General features: G+C 47.8%; 8 protein-coding genes, 2 tRNA genes, 3 rRNA genes and 1 other RNA gene. 4 read left to right on the forward strand and 10 right to left on the reverse strand.

The annotated features are described in order from the left end of the window. Nucleotides 1-195 precede the first annotated feature (195 nt). Nucleotides 196-1,029: an SDR family NAD(P)-dependent oxidoreductase gene (locus tag BQ9893_RS06925; protein WP_075965324.1), complete on the forward strand. Its 834-nt coding sequence runs from the start codon at nt 196-198 to the stop codon at nt 1,027-1,029. Between the two features lie 41 nt (nt 1,030-1,070). On the opposite strand, the gene BQ9893_RS06930 is transcribed toward BQ9893_RS06925, so the two are convergent. Beyond that, on the reverse strand, nt 1,071-2,705 hold the full coding sequence (locus tag BQ9893_RS06930; protein WP_075965456.1) for a pseudouridine synthase: 1,635 nt from the start codon (nt 2,703-2,705) through the stop codon (nt 1,071-1,073). Nucleotides 2,706-2,833: 128 nt separating this feature from the next. Between BQ9893_RS06930 and BQ9893_RS06935 the strand changes: the two genes are divergently transcribed. Next, nucleotides 2,834-4,375, forward strand: coding sequence for a family 43 glycosylhydrolase (locus tag BQ9893_RS06935; protein ID WP_075965325.1), 1,542 nt, complete (start codon nt 2,834-2,836; stop codon nt 4,373-4,375). Nucleotides 4,376-4,378: 3 nt separating this feature from the next. On the opposite strand, the gene BQ9893_RS06940 is transcribed toward BQ9893_RS06935, so the two are convergent. Next, nucleotides 4,379-5,140 carry a hypothetical protein gene (locus BQ9893_RS06940; RefSeq protein WP_075965326.1) on the reverse strand — a complete coding sequence of 254 codons (762 nt, stop codon included), beginning with the start codon at nt 5,138-5,140 and terminating at the stop codon, nt 4,379-4,381. 146 nt (nt 5,141-5,286) lie between these two features. On the opposite strand from BQ9893_RS06940, the gene BQ9893_RS06945 reads away from it, so the two are divergent. Together BQ9893_RS06945 and BQ9893_RS06950 are read left to right on the forward strand one after the other, a co-directional pair. Further along, on the forward strand, nt 5,287-5,598 hold the full coding sequence (locus tag BQ9893_RS06945; RefSeq protein ID WP_075965327.1) for a nitrous oxide-stimulated promoter family protein: 312 nt from the start codon (nt 5,287-5,289) through the stop codon (nt 5,596-5,598). A gap of 23 nt (nt 5,599-5,621) precedes the next feature. Further along, nucleotides 5,622-6,176, forward strand: coding sequence for a GNAT family N-acetyltransferase (locus BQ9893_RS06950; protein WP_208610795.1), 555 nt, complete (start codon nt 5,622-5,624; stop codon nt 6,174-6,176). A 97-nt stretch (nt 6,177-6,273) separates the two neighbouring features. On the opposite strand, the gene ssrA is transcribed toward BQ9893_RS06950, so the two are convergent. The 8 genes from ssrA to BQ9893_RS06990 form a co-directional block, all read right to left on the reverse strand. Next, nucleotides 6,274-6,674, reverse strand: a transfer-messenger RNA (tmRNA) gene (gene ssrA, locus BQ9893_RS06955). Nucleotides 6,675-6,734: 60 nt separating this feature from the next. Further along, on the reverse strand, nt 6,735-7,616 hold the full coding sequence (locus tag BQ9893_RS06960) for an alpha/beta hydrolase (protein WP_075965328.1): 882 nt from the start codon (nt 7,614-7,616) through the stop codon (nt 6,735-6,737). A gap of 30 nt (nt 7,617-7,646) precedes the next feature. Beyond that, nucleotides 7,647-9,152 carry an arylsulfatase gene (locus BQ9893_RS06965; RefSeq protein WP_394333233.1) on the reverse strand — a complete coding sequence of 502 codons (1,506 nt, stop codon included), beginning with the start codon at nt 9,150-9,152 and terminating at the stop codon, nt 7,647-7,649. 288 nt (nt 9,153-9,440) lie between these two features. After that, a 5S ribosomal RNA gene (gene rrf, locus BQ9893_RS06970) occupies nt 9,441-9,551 on the reverse strand. 125 nt (nt 9,552-9,676) lie between these two features. Continuing rightward, a 23S ribosomal RNA gene (locus tag BQ9893_RS06975) occupies nt 9,677-12,551 on the reverse strand. A gap of 164 nt (nt 12,552-12,715) precedes the next feature. Next, a tRNA-Ala gene (locus tag BQ9893_RS06980) sits at nt 12,716-12,789 on the reverse strand. A 9-nt stretch (nt 12,790-12,798) separates the two neighbouring features. Next, nucleotides 12,799-12,875: transfer RNA gene (locus tag BQ9893_RS06985), tRNA-Ile, on the reverse strand. Between the two features lie 158 nt (nt 12,876-13,033). After that, a 16S ribosomal RNA gene (locus BQ9893_RS06990) occupies nt 13,034-14,564 on the reverse strand. The 16S, 23S and 5S rRNA genes sit together here with 2 tRNA genes alongside, the layout of an rRNA operon. Nucleotides 14,565-14,577: the final 13 nt, after the last annotated feature.

Genomic DNA, 14,577 nt, shown 5'->3' on the forward strand with positions numbered 1-14,577 from the left:
TGTACATGTATTCGTTATCTCCATAAATATAAACTGGCCCTAAAATATTGTGCGAATATACGGAAAATGTGAAAGATACGATGTTTTTTGCTGTCGAATTGCTTGTGGTAACATTGAATTTTCGTTTGCCGGCAACCGTTGCAGATACTTTCAATTATGATTACTTTTGTCTTCTTATTAAAAAGCGACAAGATCATGGCAGACAACTATCTGGAAAATAAATACGAAGAATATAAATCCCGCAAGTCTTCCGGGCGGGCAGCGGGCAGTGGCAGGAAAGCAGTTGCTATCCGCAAAACGAGGAGAGTCTTTGTGACAGGAGGAGCGGAAGGCATAGGCAAAGCAATCGTAAAGGCTTTCCGTTCCGCCGGACACCGCGTGGCGTTCTGTGACCGGAACGAGGCGGCAGGAAAAGAGACAGCGTTGCAGACCGGAACCTCCTTTTTTCATGTTGACGTAAGCGACCGGGAAGCACTTGAAAACTGTATGCAGCAGATTTTCAAGGAATGGGGCGATATCGATATTGTGATCAACAATGCCGGTATCAGCTGTTTTGCTCCGATCACAGAGACCTGTGTGGAAGATTTCGACCGGATATTATCCGTGAACCTGCGTCCGGTGTTCATCACTTCCCGCAAGTTGGCCCTCCACCGTCAGTCGCAAGAGTCGCCCAATTTGTTCGGCCGGATCGTCAATATCTGCTCCACCCGCTACCTGATGAGCGAGCCCGGAAGCGAAGGTTATGCGGCATCCAAGGGCGGCATCTATTCGCTGACACACGCTCTTGCGCTCTCGCTCGCCGAATGGCATATCACGGTCAATTCGATCTCGCCGGGTTGGATATGTACGGGTGACTACGAACAACTTCGCCCGGAAGACCACGCCCAACATCCGTCGGGACGGGTAGGCAAACCGGAAGACATCGCCCGCATGTGTCTGTTCATCTGCCAGGAGGAAAATGATTTCATGAACGGTGAGAACGTAACGATCGACGGAGGGATGACGAAGAAAATGATCTATATCGAATGACTATGGCTGTGTCAACGGAATGAAAAAAAACGTGGTACCCACTATAAAAGTTCATCAAAGCCGGATTCCTTCTCTATTTCCACATACCCCCCGGAAACAGGATGCACAAAGCCTAAGTATTCGGCATGCAGATACAAACGGTTTGCTTTCTTGCCATACAATTCATCCCCTACTATCGGAGCATTCAAGCCCAGCAGATGGGCCGAATGGACACGCAATTGATGTGTGCGTCCGGTTTTCGGTATGAAAGAAATAAATGTACGCCCCAAATGATAGTGTAACACAGTATAGTCAGTCACGGCCGGTTTCCCATGGACCGCATCGACGACCTGCCGCGGCCGGTCTTCCGGATCCGGACGGAGAGGAAGTTCGATACGGCCTTCTTTTTCCTTCACTATGCCATCCAACCAGGCGACATATCGTTTGCACACCGTCCGGTTCTTGAACTGTGCCTGCAAGTTCTGGTGCACTTTTTTCGTCTTGGCGATAAGTATCAAGCCGGAGGTTGCCATGTCAAGGCGGTGCACGATCATCGGTCCGGTTGCTTCAGGATACATCCGTCGCACCCGCCCGTAGACGGAATCGACATCCGACTTTCCGGGAACCGACAACATGCCGGCCGGTTTGTTCACCACCGACAACCATTCGTCTTCATACACGATTTCCAACTCCGTATCCCGGTGCACATCCGCCTCCAACGGGTTTTCCTCGACGTGCAGGCCTTGCAGCATGTGCTTCAGGATCGGTCCGCATTTTCCTTTGCAGGCCGGATAATAATATCCATGACGGCGTATCTCGTTTTTCGGAGAATCTCCCCACCAGAATTCAGCCATAGCAAGAGGTTGCCAGCCGTTCCTGTAGGCATATTGCAAGAGCTTGGGAGCCGCGCATTCACCCGCACCTGCCGGGGGCGTCTTTTGGACGGTATCTGTAAACAGGTCGCACAAATCCCGTTCCTCCCCGCGGGCATTCAGCATGCGGAATTGTTTGAAAAGCCATTGTTGAAGAGTGGCCGAGCGGGTCTTGCGTTCCTCTTTGAGGCGTTCGATTTCTGTCTCGTACACTTCTATTTCCGCTTGCATGGAGGCAAGATGATCTTTCCAATATTGTTTCTGCCGTTTCAGTTCCGCTTTCTGAAACTGGCTTTCGCGGATCAGTTGCTCAGGGTCGACCAGTGTAACGGCCGAACGCAGGCGGTCACGTTTTTCCTTTGCCGCTTTCATACGTTCCCGTATCTCGTCCAAAACCTGTCCGGCAAGGACCATCTCGTCTGCCAACCGTTGTTTGCAATCTTTATATCGTACATCTGCCTGCAATTCCTCGATCCGATTGTTGATTTCCGATATCCGTTCTTCTTCGATCCTGAAAAAACCATCCGGATCTTGCACGTCATAGACCGGAGGTACAAAATAAGCGTGCTGGTTCTTCCCTGCCAGAATACCGGAAAAGGCAGCCAGATAACCGACCTTCCCCTCGCCTGTACGGACGATCAGGACACCGAACATCTTCCCTTTCTGCAATTCTGCCTGCCATTCCCCTTTTGCCTCCAAATAGCGCCCGACCTCTGCTGCTGCCGCCACGCAAAGGGGATGCGGAGTATAATGGAACGGATAGGTAAACTTTTCCGGCAGAGAGAGTAGAGAGATCGAATCTGCAAAATAGTGAAGTTTGTCCATGCTTTTTTCCGAATCAAAACGTTTTATCCGGCAAAAGTAAAGGATTTTTTTGGACAGCTCCGTTTTATCCAGTAGATTTGTAACCATCATTTTTTTAGACCAATTAATAATTAGAGTTTTAACAAACCATGAACAGACTCATCATCGCCTTATTAGGCTCTCTTCTGTATTCCGGCGCAAGTATGGCCCAGAAACAGACCTATTTCACCAATCCCGTTATTCACGGGGATGTCGCCGACCCGTCCATCCTGCGGATCGATGATACTTATTATGTAACGGGAACTTCCTCCGAATGGGCTCCCTACTATCCGGTATTCACATCCAAAGATTTGGTCAACTGGAAACAAACCGGACATGTATTCGAGCAGCAGCCGGAATGGACCAAATCGTCGTTCTGGGCTCCGGAATGGTATTATCATAATGGCAAGGTTTATGTATACTATACTGCGCGGAAGAAGTCAAACAATACTTCCTACATCGGAGTAGCCACATCCGACTCTCCGACAGGCAAATTCAAAGATCACGGACCGGTAGTCGAATTCGGGACGGAAGCAATCGATGCCTTTATCCTCGAAGACAAGGGTGATTTATACATCAGCTGGAAAGCCTACGGGCTGGACAACCGCCCGATCGAACTCCTCGCCAGTAAACTGACTCCAGATGGGTTAAAGCTGACCGGTAAGCCGTTCAGCCTGCTCCGCGATGACGAACGGGTAGGAATGGAAGGGCAGCACTGGTTCAAAAAGAACGGCTACTACTATCTGATCTATGCTATCAATGGTTGTTGTGGTCCCAATAGCGATTATGCCGTCGCCGTCGCCCGCTCGAAGAAGCTCAAAGGACCTTATGAAAAGTATGAGGGTAATCCGATCCTGCACGGAAGCGATGAGATACAATCTATCGGCCACGGTACGCTGACAACGGTGCCTGACGGACGTATGTTTTATCTATGTCACGCCTATTCGGAAGGTAGCAATTTCTTTTTAGGCCGTCAGCCCCATCTCCAGGAGTTGCGTTTCGGAGAGGACAATTGGCCTTATTTTGTCACCGGTGAATATGCCCGCTTGACACAACCGATGCCTTTTGCCAATTGCGTGCAAGAGCCGGTAACGGGTTTCTTCGACAATTTTACCGATTCGGACCTGCGTCCGGAATGGAGCTGGAATTATCCGTACTCGAATGTCCTGGCTAAAGTCGAAGCGGGCAGATTGTGGCTGAGCGGCTCTCCCAAGCCGGAATGCAAGACCGGAGAGGCGCTTTGTCTTCGTCCGGCATCTTCGGGCTATACATTGGATGCCGGCATCACCAACCAGAACGACAGCTGGAAAGGGATCACGCTTTATGGAGACGATAGCTACTATCTCGCTTACGGTTGCGTCGGCGACCGGTTGCAGATAAAGCTCGTCCGCGAAGGGAAGGAGCAACAACTGGCCGATCTGCCATTGCCCAGCATGGCATTGCATCTGCGCATGCAGGTGAAAGAAGGACTTCCTTATCGATTCGCCTGGAGTAAAGACGGCAAACAATGGACTCCGGTTAACCACGGGCTATCAGAAGAAGCCATACGTTCCCTTATTCGCTGGGATCGGGTGGCACGCCCGGGACTTTATCATGAAGGAGATGAAAAGGCACCTGCCGTATTTGAATACTGTTCTTTATCTTATCAGTAAGAATTAGAAACCGGCATTTGCCAGGTTCTTTAGAATATCTTCATAGGGAGCGACGGACGACTTACGTAACAAGACTCCGTCTTCCCCATGCATATTTCCACAGACTGGCAAGCAAAGACTGAAGCACGGGATTCCCGGTATATCCGGACTGGTGCCTTTATTGTATTCCCAAGTCTCGTCGGGTTCCGCTTCGTGTACAAACACGCACGAAGCACCGCTTGCCTGAAGCAATCCGACAATGTGATAGCCGGTTATTATATCAAAACCACGATCGTTCTCGATAGAGAAAGCTGCTTCATCTTCCCAACCTTCATTCGTAACATCAAGCACGAGAACCTTGCCTACCTCGCATTCCATCCGAGCTAACATTTGCAAGATCTCAATGGCTCCTGCCGAACCATTCTCTTCATCTCCTGTAAAAGCGACCAGGACGGATTCATCCAGTTCACCCTGCAACATCAGATCGATCACGGCGGCATTGGTCGCGCTGTTATCGAATGTGACTTTCCAATAAAGTCCGTCTTCGTCTTCGACAAAACAATTTTTATATACACAATCGACATGGGATGAAACAAGCGTCCGGTATGTATTTTCTCCTCCCAGCGGCCTTCCATACAGCAAGGAAAGACTTCCCTCGCCCAACAGTTCATAGTCCGAATTTTCCAACAAGGCTTTTATCTCATGTATCCGGTCTTTTTTCCGGAACTGTTTTCCATCATCCTTACAATCTACCGTCAACAGGTTCAACAATTCTGCATATTTCATATATTCTTTCTTCCTATAAACTACATTAAAAAACTGTTCCACCCAACAAATATATGGTAGAAATAACGAATCCGCACATATTGGGTGTTTAAACTTGGAAGATAAAGTTGATTATACCTAAATTTGTAGAAAAGAACAAAGTGAATATGCCATCAACCCGTATCCGACAAGAACAAGAGATCGTCGAACAGATGGTCCGTCTCTATTGCCGTCAGAAAGAAGGGCATACGGATTTATGCCCGGATTGCAATAAGCTTTTACAATATGCCCATGCACGGCTGTCGTGTTGTCCTTTCGGAGAGAAAAAAACTACATGCCGGTTATGCCCCGTTCATTGCTACAAACCGGATATGCGCAAGAAGATGCAGGAAGTGATGCGTTTCGCCGGCCCCAGAATGATATTGTATCATCCGGTAGCAGCTATCCAGCATCTGCTTCAAGAATTTTTTCATAAATAGAAATTCTTTGTTATTAGGAATCCATGCAACAGAAAATAGATCGATCTGCAATTAGTCCCGATGAATCAGAAAAGCTAAAAGACAAATTGGCTGATAACCTGCAGGTCTCGGACGGCATCCTCGAAATCCGGCAAATCCTCCGCCATAAAAAACGTTTCCTCGATCTCCTGTTGTTGGCCGATGAACAGGAATCGATGATAAACCTTTATCTCGAACGGGGAGAAATGTTTGCTTTGTACGACCAGAATATCCTAAGAACTATTTGCGTTGTCACGAATGAAGGTGACAAAACAGTCGAACTCAAAAATATCGCAACCGATCCGCAATATCAGAAACTGGGATATGGGAAAAAATTAATCAAGTTTATTTCTGAACATTATGCGGGGAAATACGACACTCTGCTTGTCGGCACAGGTGAAAGTCCACTGACCGTCCTTTTCTACGAACAGAACGGATTCAAATATTCCCATCGTATCAAGAATTTCTTTACCGACAATTATGATCATCCTATATATGAAGATGGTAAACAATTAGTGGATATGATCTACTTGCAAAAAAGACTTTCGAATTGGCCATAACTTTCTGAGTAACAGAGTCGTAACAAAATAGAAACCGGATGTAAAAACAAATGACACTAAACAAATAAAGCTGGCAATCAATCGATTACCAGCTTTATTGTGGAGATGGAGAGATTCGAACTCTCGTCCAAACGAGGAACTAATCTGCTTTCTACATGTTTATCTTCGCCTTCGATTGTCGGGTACAAGCAAGACCGAAGCCACCCACTTGAACCTTATCCTCTAAAGTTTCGCTTGAAGCCCGAGGCTTACTTCAAACTATCTCCGATATTGCTGCACCACCAGATCGGAACGCTTCGGAGCCACAGCATCCGGGTGATGTCACGTCCCCGCAACTTTTGCAGGGATTAAGCTTGAATCTACTGTACTTCGATTAAGCAGCGAGAGCGTAATTGTTTTCGCCAGTTAATTGTTCGCCGTCTGAGATTTAAGTGCAAGCCGACCACGCACTACATGCTTACAAACCACTTCTACCCGCTGTCAAAACCGGTCATCCCCATGATTTGTGAGTACAAAGATACGAAAAACCGAGGATCTTTGTACTCTATTTTAGTTTTTTTATTCTATCACACCAATCTCACGGAACCAATCTTCAGCCCTGTCAGGCCATTCATTTACAGCTGCCCCCGTATCTCTCAAGCCATAGCCATGACCACCCTTACTATATAAATGCATCCATGCAGGCACACCTGCTTCTTTCAATGCATAATAGTAGAAAAGGCTACTGTTGATATAGGATTTATCGTCTTCGGCCTGAATCATCATAGTAGGAGGTGTGGCAGAAGAAACTTTCACCTCTGGAGCCAATTGAAAATTTTCACCATCCAGATAAGCCGGGTAGACCAACAGACAGAAATCCGGACGACAACTTACTTTGTCTGCTGCATCCACGGCCGGATAAGTACGTTTATCGAAATTGTTGCTCGCCATCACCGAAAGATGTGCACCGGCAGAGAATCCCATTACTCCGATCCGTTGCGGGTCCAAACTCATTTCTTCCGCATGGGCCCGAACATATCCGATCGCACGCTGCACGTCCTGCAAAGGAGCTTCATGTTTCGCACGGCCTTCGCGGCGGGGAACTCGATATTTCAGCAAAACAGCAGTAACACCCAAATTATTCAACCATTCACATACTTCATCGCCTTCCAAGTCATAAGCCAGGATATTATAGCCACCACCCGGGCAAACCACAACAGCAGCACCTGTTGCCACTTCGTCGGGGGCCGGATAGACGGTAATTGTCGGTTCACTTACATTCGTTATACGAAGAACCGTCTCGCCACCAGTCTTTCCTCCATCAGTATCAGCCTTTTCTATCAACTTAGTTGTTTCACCTGGCGCACCTTTCGGAAACAACAAAATAGGATTATTTTGTGCCATAGCTGTACCCATTATACAACTCACTCCAACAAGCAGGAGTTCCCATTTTCTTATCATAGCATACACAGTTTAAAGAATTTATACGAATCATTTTTTTTGTGGATAATTAGGACTATAAAGCATTGTTGTCTCCCGGGCGACCAGTTTTCCGTTTTTCACGAAAGTTTCACCGCGCTCCGCCAGATGATCGACCATAGCCTGGCGCATTTCCTTAAGCCTGGCTGCATAAGCCGGTTTGCCTGAACATTCCATCAATTCTTTCGGATCTTTCTGAAGATCGAACAATTCCTCTTTTCCGGTATGGAAATTCCAGACATATTTAATCTTACCATCAGTCAATGCGCACCAATAATTATCCGGACTATAGCAAGTGGCATGCTCCAGATCCAGATATTTACGCCATTCGTTTTCCCGGCCCCGAACCAGCTTCAACAAAGATTTGCCATCCATATCAGGAGGAACGGCTCCGCCAGCCAACTCGATAAAGGTAGGCAAAAAATCACGAAGTTCGACCGGCTGTTCGATCTTTGCTCCCGAAGGAACAGTTTTGGACATTCCGGCAGGCCACTTCACGATATATGGGATATGGGTCGAACCTTCATAAGGATATGTTTTTCGCCAATGATAATGATCACCCAACATATCTCCATGGTCAGCCGTAAAACAAATTACTGCATTGTCATACATTCCTTTTTCTTTCAATGCCGCAATAACCTCTCCAATCTGATCGTCTATAAAAGTAATATTTGCATAATAATGTCTGCGGGATCTGACTGCATACTCATCCCCGAAATTACCGAATGGAGCATCCGGAGCCGCTTTTCCCGGATCCAGACGCTCAGCATATTTGCCACACCAATCACCGACAGACGGCTTGGGTATATCGACATCCTTATACATATCCAGATAACGTTTGGGAGGATCATAAGGGCTATGGGGACGTGCAAACGAGACTTTCAGGAAAAGAGGTTTATCACAATTATAATTCCGAATCAGCTCGCAAGCGGTCTGGCCGGTCCATGCTGTAGGATGCAACTTCTCCGGCAATTTATAGAGACCGGCCCCATGGTCATTCCAACCAATACCCGTCAAATCTGGATTTTCACCTGGCGCATGAAGTTGGAACCATTCCCGATAATCACTAATAAAATCTTTCGATTCAACACGCCCGCTCTCATCAATCAATGTAGCATGGAAACCATGAAGAGCCTTTTGCGGGAACCAGTGCATTTTCCCGATACCAAATGTATAATAACCGAGATTACGCAGCATTTGCGGCATTTCGTACGTATACTTTTCCGCGACTTGACCATATCCCAGCATACCATGATGCCAAGGCGACATACCAGTCAAAAGTCCGGCACGAGCAGGCGTACTGCTTGGTGAAGCAGAATATCCATTTACAAACAAAGTCCCCTCTTTCGCCAAACGATCGAGGTTAGGAGATATGACAGCTGTATTTCCCATACAGCCAAGAGCATCTCCCCGGTGCTGGTCAGTCATGATCAGAATGACATGTGGCTTCTTAACCTGCACACTTTCCTCTCCGGCTTCTTCCTTAGCATAAGCATTTATACCTAACCCGGAAGTCATTAATAGCGATGATTTAAGAAATGTTCTTCTCTTCATTTTAAATGTTTCTCTGCTTTTAGATTTGAGTAGCGAAGATAAATATCTTATTTGAAAATTCTACCACTAAAACATTATTATTTATCAGATACATTCCACGGCTAAACGAATATATTGTTTTTATATGCAGGCTGTACGAAAACGAAACGTAATCACCCGAGCAGATCGTAGTATAACGATACGAAAAAAGCCGACTCAAAACTGAATCGGCTTTCATCATCGAGTGTTGTTTTTGCCTGCACTCTCATTCTAAAACGGCGGCTATCTACTCTCCCACTTTTACGCAGTACCATCGACGTGGTTGGGCTTAACTTCTCTGTTCGGAATGGGAAGAGGTGGATCCCCAACGCTATAACCACCTTAATCTCTTTTGTTCTTTATGTCAAGACTTTTGACTGGACAACTGCAAAAAGCTTTTTTTACGTAACTTCTCTCATTTCGAGCTTACGACCCTAAAGCCGTCCTGCTGATATATCAACCCTTTCATGATTCGAAAGTCTCGGGCTATTAGTACTACTCGGCTTCGACATTACTGCCCTTACACCTGTAGCCTATCTACGTCGTAGTCTACAACGACCCTTCAGGGATATCTCATCTTGAGGCTGGCTTCGTACTTAGATGCTTTCAGCACTTATCCAATCCAGACTTAGATACCCGGCGGTGCTCCTGGCGGAACAACCGGTAAACCAGTGGTCTGTCCAACACGGTCCTCTCGTACTAGTGTCAGAGCCCCTCAAATATCCTACGCCCACGATAGATAGAGACCGAACTGTCTCACGACGTTCTGAACCCAGCTCGCGTGCCACTTTAATGGGCGAACAGCCCAACCCTTGGGACCTTCTCCAGCCCCAGGATGTGACGAGCCGACATCGAGGTGCCAAACCGCTCCGTCGATATGAGCTCTTGGGAGCGATCAGCCTGTTATCCCCGGAGTACCTTTTATCCTTTGAGCGATGGCCCTTCCATGCGGAACCACCGGATCACTATGCTCTAGTTTCCTACCTGATCGACTTGTAGGTCTCCCAGTCAAGCACCCTTATGCCATTACACTCTGCGACCGGTTACCAATCGGTCTGAGGGTACCTTTAGAAGCCTCCGTTACTCTTTTGGAGGCGACCACCCCAGTCAAACTACCCACCATACAGTGTCCTCGCTCCTGCGAGTTAGAACTCAAACAACAAAAGGGCCGTATTTCAACGGCGGCTCCACAAACACTGGCGTGCCTGATTCATTGCCTCCGGCCTATCCTACACATCCGTTGCCCAAATTCAATGTAAAGCTATAGTAAAGGTTCACGGGGTCTTTTCGTCCCATCGCGGGTAATCGGCATCTTCACCGATACTACAATTTCACCGAGCTCACGGTTGAGACAGTGTCCAGATCATTACACCATTCGTGCAGGTCGGAACTTACCCGACAAGGAATTTCGCTACCTTAGGACCGTTATAGTTACGGCCGCCGTTTACTGGGGCTTCAATTCAAACCTTCTCTTGCGATAAGCTCTCCTCTTAACCTTCCAGCACCGGGCAGGTGTCAGGCTGTATACCTCATATTTCTATTTCGCACAGCCATGTGTTTTTGTTAAACAGTTGCCTGGACCTATTCTCTGCGCCCTACCTCTCAGTAGGGACCCTTTATCCCGAAGTTACAGGGTCAATTTGCCTAGTTCCTTAACCGTGAATCACTCGAGCGCCTCAGTATTTTCAACCCAACTACGTGTGTCCGTTTACGGTACGGGTACTTTATGAATATGCTTAGCGGATTTTCTAGGGAGCCTGATTACATCCATATTGCCTTGTGCAAGCACTCGGCATACTGTTAGGTTCGACTCTCCCTGCGGATTTGCCTACAGGAATCTACGTCTACACCCTTCAACCGACTATTCCGTCAGTCGGCAGGACTGTCACTTCTCCGTCTCCACATCGCTCCATAAAGTAGTATGGGAATATTAAACCATTCTTCCATCGGAATCGCCGTTCGGCTTATCCTTAGGTCCCGACTTACCCTGATCCGATTAACGTTGATCAGGAAACCTTAGTCTTTCGGCGAGGAGGTTTCTCACCTCCTTTATCGTTACTTATACCTACATTTGCTTTTCCAAAAGCTCCAGCAAAGGTCATCCTTTACCTTCGGCGCCGTTGGAATGCTCCCCTACCATGTATTACTACATCCATAGCTTCGGTAGACAGTTTATGCCCGAGTATTATCCATGCCGGACTCCTCGACTAGTGAGCTGTTACGCACTCTTTAAATGAATGGCTGCTTCCAAGCCAACATCCTAGCTGTCTCTGCAGTCCGACTTCGTTAGTTCAACTTAACTGTCATTTGGGGACCTTAGCTGATGGTCTGGATTCTTCTCCTCTCGGACGCGGACCTTAGCACCCGCGCCCTCACTCCATGGCAATATATAGCACGCATTCGGAGTTTATCTGGACTTGATAGGCGGTGAAGCCCTCGCATCCAATCAGTCGCTCTACCTCATACTATACTAACCATAGGCTGCACCTAAATGCATTTCGGGGAGTACGAGCTATCTCCAAGTTTGATTAGCCTTTCACCCCTACCCTCAGTTCATTGGAACACTTTTCAACGTATACCCATTCGGACCTCCAGTTGGTGTTACCCAACCTTCATCCTGACCAAGGGTAGATCACTTGGTTTCGCGTCTACTCACTCCGACTATACGCCCTATTCAGACTCGCTTTCGCTTCGGCTACGGGCCTGAAGCCCTTAACCTTGCCGGAGAAAGTAACTCGTAGGTTCATTATGCAAAAGGCACGCCGTCACAACTTGCGTTGCTCCGACCGCTTGTAGGCAGACGGTTTCAGGGACTATTTCACTCCTCTGTTCGAGGTGCTTTTCACCTTTCCCTCACGGTACTGGTTCGCTATCGGTCTCTCGGGAGTATTTAGCCTTACGGGATGGGCCCCGCTGTTTCACGCAGAATTCCTCGTGCTCCGCGCTACTCAGGATACCACTAGGCTTCTTCAGAAAGTCGTATACCGGGCTTTCACCGTCTACGGCCGTCTTTTCCAAAACGTTCTACTTTCCTGATGTCTTGCCACATCGTGGTCCTACTACCCCGATAATGCCTAAACATCATCGGTTTGGGCTGTTCCGCGTTCGCTCGCCACTACTTGCGGAATCACTTTTGTTTTCTTCTCCTATGGGTACTTAGATGTTTCAGTTCCCCACGTTCGCCTTCCTTACGGAATGGCAGGCCTTCAACCTGCCGGGTTGCCCCATTCGGAAATCCCGGGATCAAGGGTTATTTGCACCTACCCCGGGCTTATCGCAGCTTATCACGTCCTTCTTCGCCTCCGAGAGCCAAGGCATCCACCGTCTGCCCTTGCTTACTTTCTTTATCACTGACACTCTTTCCAAACCTTTAATTTTTCAATTAACATTTGGAGTATCGCGTCGGATTGATATATCTTCAGCTTGCTCTTATTTTTCGTTACTTAACTTTTTTGAAGTTGTCCAATACGTCAAAGATCTTTTTCTGCCTCTTTTTGGGAGGCTTTTTGTGGAGAATAACGGATTCGAACCGTTGACCCTCTGCGTGCAAAGCAGATGCTCTAGCCAGCTGAGCTAATCCCCCGTCTTTTTTTGGTAGTCCCAGGCAGAGTTGAACTGCCGACCTCTACATTATCAGTGTAGCGCTCTAACCAACTGAGCTATAGGACTGTCAACTTTCATGTTGCCTGAGATTTTCTTATCTCAGCCTCTTTTTTCTCTTTCACTGGCCCTTCCAGCTATAAAGATCATATTTTTATACATATTCAACCGTAGTACCAGAGAGCAACATACCTTCTCCTACTTCTCTTACAAGATTCAGGCTCCAGAAAGGAGGTGTTCCAGCCGCACCTTCCGGTACGGCTACCTTGTTACGACTTAGCCCCAGTCACCAGTTTTACCCTAGGCCGATCCTTACGGTTACGGACTTCAGGTACCCCCGGCTCCCATGGCTTGACGGGCGGTGTGTACAAGGCCCGGGAACGTATTCACCGCGCCATGGCTGATGCGCGATTACTAGCGAATCCAGCTTCACGGAGTCGAGTTGCAGACTCCGATCCGAACTGAGACATGGTTTGGAGATTAGCATCCTGTCGCCAGGTAGCTGCCCTTTGTCCATGCCATTGTAACACGTGTGTCGCCCCGGATGTAAGGGCCGTGCTGATTTGACGTCATCCCCACCTTCCTCACAGCTTACGCTGGCAGTCTCACCAGAGTCCTCAGCTATACCTGTTAGTAACTAGTGATAAGGGTTGCGCTCGTTATGGCACTTAAGCCGACACCTCACGGCACGAGCTGACGACAACCATGCAGCACCTCGTAATTTGCTATTGCTAGAAAAAGTGTTTCCACCCCTGTCAAACTACGTTCAAACCCGGGTAAGGTTCCTCGCGTATCATCGAATTAAACCACATGTTCCTCCGCTTGTGCGGGCCCCCGTCAATTCCTTTGAGTTTCACCGTTGCCGGCGTACTCCCCAGGTGGATTACTTAACGCTTTCGCTGTAGAGCTTACTGTCTATCGCAAACTCCTAGTAATCATCGTTTACTGCGTGGACTACCAGGGTATCTAATCCTGTTTGATCCCCACGCTTTCGTGCTTCAGTGTCAGTTATGGTTTAGTAAGCTGCCTTCGCAATTGGAGTTCTGCGTGATATCTATGCATTTCACCGCTACACCACGCATTCCGCCTACCTCAAACACACTCAAGTTCCCCAGTTTCAACGGCAATTTTATGGTTAAGCCACAAACTTTCACCGCTGACTTAAAAAACAACCTACGCACCCTTTAAACCCAATAAATCCGGATAACGCTCGCATCCTCCGTATTACCGCGGCTGCTGGCACGGAGTTAGCCGATGCTTATTCATAGGGTACATACAAAAAGGGACACGTCCCTCACTTTATTCCCCTATAAAAGAAGTTTACAAACCATAGATCCTTCTTCCTTCACGCGACTTGGCTGGTTCAGCCTCTCGGCCATTGACCAATATTCCTCACTGCTGCCTCCCGTAGGAGTTTGGTCCGTGTCTCAGTACCAATGTGGGGGACCTTCCTCTCAGAACCCCTATCCATCGTCGGTTTGGTGGGCCGTTACCCCGCCAACTGCCTAATGGAACGCATGCCTATCTATCAGCAATAAATCTTTAACAAATATTCCCATGCGGGACCCCTGTTTTATGGGGTATTAATCCGACTTTCGCCGGGCTATCCCCCTCTGATAGGTAAGTTGCATACGCGTTACTCACCCGTGCGCCGGTCGCCATCAGTTTGTATTGCTACAAACCATGCTGCCCCTCGACTTGCATGTGTTAAGCCTGTCGCTAGCGTTCATCCTGAGCCAGGATCAAACTCTTCGTTGTTGATTTGTTTTTT

Origin of the sequence: Parabacteroides massiliensis (genome assembly GCF_900155425.1) — a bacterium.
Taxonomy (GTDB): Bacteria; Bacteroidota; Bacteroidia; order Bacteroidales; family Tannerellaceae; genus Parabacteroides; species Parabacteroides massiliensis.

Coding starts and splice junctions, on each gene's coding strand:
- BQ9893_RS06925 (WP_075965324.1), top strand. CDS start 196: ATGGCAGACAACTATCTGGAAAATAAATACGAAGAATATAAATCCCGC.
- BQ9893_RS06930 (WP_075965456.1), bottom strand. CDS start 2,705: ATGGACAAACTTCACTATTTTGCAGATTCGATCTCTCTACTCTCTCTG.
- BQ9893_RS06935 (WP_075965325.1), top strand. CDS start 2,834: ATGAACAGACTCATCATCGCCTTATTAGGCTCTCTTCTGTATTCCGGC.
- BQ9893_RS06940 (WP_075965326.1), bottom strand. CDS start 5,140: ATGAAATATGCAGAATTGTTGAACCTGTTGACGGTAGATTGTAAGGAT.
- BQ9893_RS06945 (WP_075965327.1), top strand. CDS start 5,287: ATGCCATCAACCCGTATCCGACAAGAACAAGAGATCGTCGAACAGATG.
- BQ9893_RS06950 (WP_208610795.1), top strand. CDS start 5,622: ATGCAACAGAAAATAGATCGATCTGCAATTAGTCCCGATGAATCAGAA.
- BQ9893_RS06960 (WP_075965328.1), bottom strand. CDS start 7,616: ATGATAAGAAAATGGGAACTCCTGCTTGTTGGAGTGAGTTGTATAATG.
- BQ9893_RS06965 (WP_394333233.1), bottom strand. CDS start 9,152: ATGACTTCCGGGTTAGGTATAAATGCTTATGCTAAGGAAGAAGCCGGA.